This window comes from Soehngenia longivitae, from assembly GCF_004684055.1.
In the GTDB taxonomy this organism is placed as follows: Bacteria; Bacillota; Clostridia; order Tissierellales; family Tissierellaceae; genus Soehngenia; species Soehngenia longivitae.
Window position 1 is genome coordinate 1 of record NZ_SRIB01000022.1, and the last position, 4,824, is coordinate 4,824.

3 rRNA genes are annotated in these 4,824 nt (G+C 49.0%); all 3 read left to right on the forward strand.

Annotated elements, in window-relative coordinates:
• Positions 1 to 24: 24 nt before the first annotated feature.
• The 3 genes from E4100_RS09155 to rrf all read left to right on the forward strand — a co-directional run bounded on the left by E4100_RS09155 (position 25) and on the right by rrf (position 4,781).
• Positions 25 to 1,559, forward strand: a 16S ribosomal RNA gene (locus tag E4100_RS09155).
• Positions 1,560 to 1,679: 120 nt separating this feature from the next.
• Positions 1,680 to 4,618: ribosomal RNA gene (locus E4100_RS09160) — 23S ribosomal RNA — on the forward strand.
• A gap of 46 nt (positions 4,619 to 4,664) precedes the next feature.
• Positions 4,665 to 4,781, forward strand: a 5S ribosomal RNA gene (rrf, locus tag E4100_RS09165).
• Together the 16S, 23S and 5S rRNA genes form the textbook arrangement of a ribosomal RNA operon.
• Positions 4,782 to 4,824: the final 43 nt, after the last annotated feature.

Genomic DNA, 4,824 nt, shown 5'->3' on the forward strand with positions numbered 1-4,824 from the left:
AAGTAATTGAGCTAAATCAAACTATTAAATGAGAGTTTGATCCTGGCTCAGGACGAACGCTGGCGGCGTGCCTAACACATGCAAGTCGAGCGAAGTATATCTAAGTGAAGTTTTCGGACAGAACGAAGATATATCTTAGCGGCGGACGGGTGAGTAACGCGTGAGCAACCTGCCTTTCACAAAGGGATAGCCTCGGGAAACTGGGATTAATACCATATAAAACTTGCCTTTCGCATGAAAGGGAAGTCAAAGCGATAAGCGGTGAAAGATGGGCTCGCGTCCTATTAGCTAGTTGGTGAGGTAACGGCTCACCAAGGCGACGATAGGTAGCCGGCCTGAGAGGGTGAACGGCCACACTGGAACTGAGACACGGTCCAGACTCCTACGGGAGGCAGCAGTGGGGGATATTGCACAATGGAGGAAACTCTGATGCAGCGACGCCGCGTGAGTGAAGAAGGCCTTCGGGTCGTAAAGCTCTGTCCTAGGGGAAGATAATGACGGTACCCTAGGAGGAAGCCCCGGCTAACTACGTGCCAGCAGCCGCGGTAATACGTAGGGGGCGAGCGTTGTCCGGAATTACTGGGCGTAAAGAGTTCGTAGGCGGTTTGATAAGTCAGATGTGAAAGGCGTAGGCTTAACCTATGTAAGCATATGAAACTGTCAGACTTGAGGTAAGGAGAGGAAAGTGGAATTCCTAGTGTAGCGGTGAAATGCGTAGATATTAGGAGGAATACCAGTGGCGAAGGCGACTTTCTGGACTTAAACTGACGCTGAGGAACGAAAGCGTGGGGAGCAAACAGGATTAGATACCCTGGTAGTCCACGCCGTAAACGATGAGTGCTAGGTGTCGGGTAGAAATATTCGGTGCCGCAGCTAACGCAATAAGCACTCCGCCTGGGGAGTACGTACGCAAGTATGAAACTCAAAGGAATTGACGGGGACCCGCACAAGCAGCGGAGCATGTGGTTTAATTCGAAGCAACGCGAAGAACCTTACCAGGGCTTGACATGCCTCTGACGTTACTAGAGATAGTAATTTATCCTTCGGGATACAGAGGACACAGGTGGTGCATGGTTGTCGTCAGCTCGTGTCGTGAGATGTTGGGTTAAGTCCCGCAACGAGCGCAACCCTTGTATTTAGTTGCCAGCATTAAGTTGGGCACTCTAGATAGACTGCCGTGGACAACACGGAGGAAGGTGGGGATGACGTCAAATCATCATGCCCTTTATGTCCTGGGCTACACACGTGCTACAATGGTCGGTACAACGAGCAGCAAACTAGTGATAGTAAGCGAATCTCTAAAAGCCGATCCCAGTTCGGATTGTAGGCTGCAACTCGCCTACATGAAGTCGGAGTTGCTAGTAATCGCGAATCAGCATGTCGCGGTGAATGCGTTCCCGGGTCTTGTACACACCGCCCGTCACACCATGGGAGTTGTCAATACCCGAAGCCAGTGAGCTAACCAGAAATGGAGGCAGCTGTCGAAGGTAGGGGCGATGACTGGGGTGAAGTCGTAACAAGGTAGCCGTATCGGAAGGTGCGGCTGGATCACCTCCTTTCTAAGGAGTTTAAAATCAAAGTTCACACTGTTTTGTTTATATATTATTATATTATTAAAGAACCTAGAAAACTACATAGATATCAAAAAGCAAACAAAAGAAAGAAACAAGCAAACAATAGGTCAAGATAATAAGGGCATAAGGCGGATGCCTTGGCACCAAGAGTCGAAGAAGGACGGGACAAGCACCGAAATGCTTCGGGGAGTCGCAAATAGGCTTAGATCCGGAGATATCCGAATGGGGGAACCCACTTGAGAAGACCTCAAGTATCACTTACTAAATAAAATAGGTAAGTGAAGACAACCAGGGGAACTGAAACATCTAAGTACCCTGAGGAAAAGAAAGAAACATCGATTTCCTAAGTAGCGGCGAGCGAACGGGAAAGAGCCCAAACCGAGCAATCGGGGTTGAGGGGTTTGCGAAAAGTAAGAAAGTAAAGGTAGCTGAATAAGCTGGGAAGCTTAACCGTAGAAGGTGAAAGTCCTGTAAGCGAAACCTTAAAATCTGAAAGCAAACACCCAGAGTACCATGGGACACGAGAAATCCCGTGGGAAGCAGGGAGGACCACCTCCCAAGGCTAAATACTACTTGGTGACCGATAGAGAAGAAGTACCGTGAGGGAAAGGTGAAAAGAACCCCGGGAGGGGAGTGAAAAAGAACCTGAAACCTTATGCCTACAAGCAGTGGGAGCACGTTAAAAGTGTGACCGCGTACTTTTTGTAGAACGGGCCAGCGAGTTATGATATGCAGCGAGGTTAAGTACTAGAAGGTACGGAGCCGAAGGGAAACCGAGTCTTAATAGGGCGAGAAGTTGTATATCATAGACCCGAAACCGGGTGATCTATTCATGGGCAGAGTGAAGTTTTAGTAAAGTAAAATGGAGGCTCGAACTCATTAGCGTTTAAAAGCTATGGGATGACCTGTGAATAGGGGTGAAAAGCCAATCGAACCCGGAGATAGCTGGTTCTCCTCGAAATAGCTTTAGGGCTAGCCTCAAAGGTAAGTGAGATGGAGGTAGAGCACTGAATGGACAAGGGGCTTATATAAGTTACCGAAGCCTATCAAACTCCGAATGCCATACTCATAACTTTGGGAGTCAGACTATGTGGGATAAGCTTCATAGTCAAAAGGGAAACAGCCCAGACCACCAGCTAAGGTCCCAAAATACGTATTAAGTGTAAAAGGATGTGAAGTTACACAGACAACCAGGATGTTGGCTTAGAAGCAGCCATACATTCAAAGAGTGCGTAATAGCTCACTGGTCGAGTGACTTTGCGCCGAAGATTTCCGGGGCTTAAATACGTTACCGAAGCTGTGGGATTGTGATAAACAATCGGTAGAGGAGCATTGTGTAGTAGGAAGAAGGCATACCGAAAGGAGTGCTGGACAAGACACAAGAGAGAATGCTGGCATAAGTAGCGAAAGGTGAGTGAGAATCTCACCCGTCGAAAGCCTAAGGTTTCCTGAGGAAGGCTCGTCCACTCAGGGTAAGTCGGGGCCTAAGCCGAGGCAGAAGATGCGTAGGCGATGGACAACAGGTTATAATTCCTGTACTAGTGACAAGCGCTATAAGAGAAGTGGGGAAGCAGGAGGATAGGTGAAGCGCACGGATGGAAATGTGCGTCCAAGTACGTAGGTAGGTATTGTAGGCAAATCCGCAATACTGAAGATCTGAGGTACGATGGGGATCGAAAAACAAGTAGAGAAGGAGCCAAATCCACACTGCCAAGAAAAGCCACTATCAAGCAAGTCACTACCCGTACCGCAAACCGACACAGGTAGGCGAGGAGAGAATCCTAAGACGCGCGGAAGAACCTTTGTTAAGGAACTCGGCAAAATAGCCCCGTAACTTCGGGATAAGGGGTGCCAGGGTAAGTGAAATATCCAAGCGATAAAGTAGTGAGAACCTGGCCGCAGTGAAAAGGCCCAAGCGACTGTTTACCAAAAACACAGGTCTCTGCTAAGTCGAAAGACGAAGTATAGGGGCTGACACCTGCCCGGTGCTGGAAGGTTAAGGGGAAAGGTAAGCCGAAAGGCGAAGCTTAGAACTTAAGCCCCAGTAAACGGCGGCCGTAACTATAACGGTCCTAAGGTAGCGAAATTCCTTGTCGGGTAAGTTCCGACCCGCACGAAAGGTGTAACGATTTGGGCACTGTCTCAACAAAGGATCCGGTGAAATTGTAGTATACGTGAAGATGCGTATTACCCGCGACAGGACGGAAAGACCCCGTGGAGCTTTACTGCAGGCTGACATTGGACTTTGGGATCACTCGTACAGGATAGGTGGGAGGCAAGGAAACATATGCGCCAGCATATGTGGAGCCGGCGTTGGGATACCACTCTTGTGATACTAGAGTTCTAACCTGATACCATGAAACTGGTATAGGGACACTGTCAGTTGGGCAGTTTGACTGGGGCGGTCGCCTCCAAAAGAGTAACGGAGGCGCTCAAAGGTTTCCTCAGCACGGTTGGAAATCGTGCGAAGAGTGTAAAGGCAGAAGGAAGCTTGACTGCGAGAAAGACAATTCGAGCAGGAACGAAAGTTGGACTTAGTGATCCGGTGGTACCGAGTGGAAGGGCCATCGCTCAACGGATAAAAGCTACCCCGGGGATAACAGGCTTATCTCCCCCAAGAGTTCACATCGACGGGGAGGTTTGGCACCTCGATGTCGGCTCGTCTCATCCTGGGGCTGAAGCAGGTCCCAAGGGTTGGGCTGTTCGCCCATTAAAGAGGCACGCGAGCTGGGTTCAGAACGTCGTGAGACAGTTCGGTCCCTATCCGTCGTGGGCGTAGGAAATTTGAGAGGAGCTGTCCTTAGTACGAGAGGACCGGGATGGACAAACCTCTGGTGAATCAGTTGTACTGCCAAGTGCAAAGCTGAGTAGCTAAGTTTGGAAGGGATAAGAGCTGAAGGCATCTAAGCACGAAGCCCCCCTCAAGATGAGATTTCCCATCGAAAGAATAAGGCACCAGAAAGACAAACTGGTAGATAGGCCAAGAGTGTAAGATCAGCAATGATTTAAGCTAAGTGGTACTAATATGCCGAAGACTTGACCTAAGGTAAGGAAGAAAGTTTGCGAGAAAAGATAGCTATGTAGTTTTCGTCTGGTGGCGATAGCAAGAGGGAAACACCTGTACCCATACCGAACACAGAAGTTAAGCCTCTTAACGCCGATGGTACTTGGATGGCAACGTCCTGGGAGAGTAGGTAGCTGCCAGACTTTAGAAACCCCACTGTCATTTGATAGTGGGGTATTGTTTTAT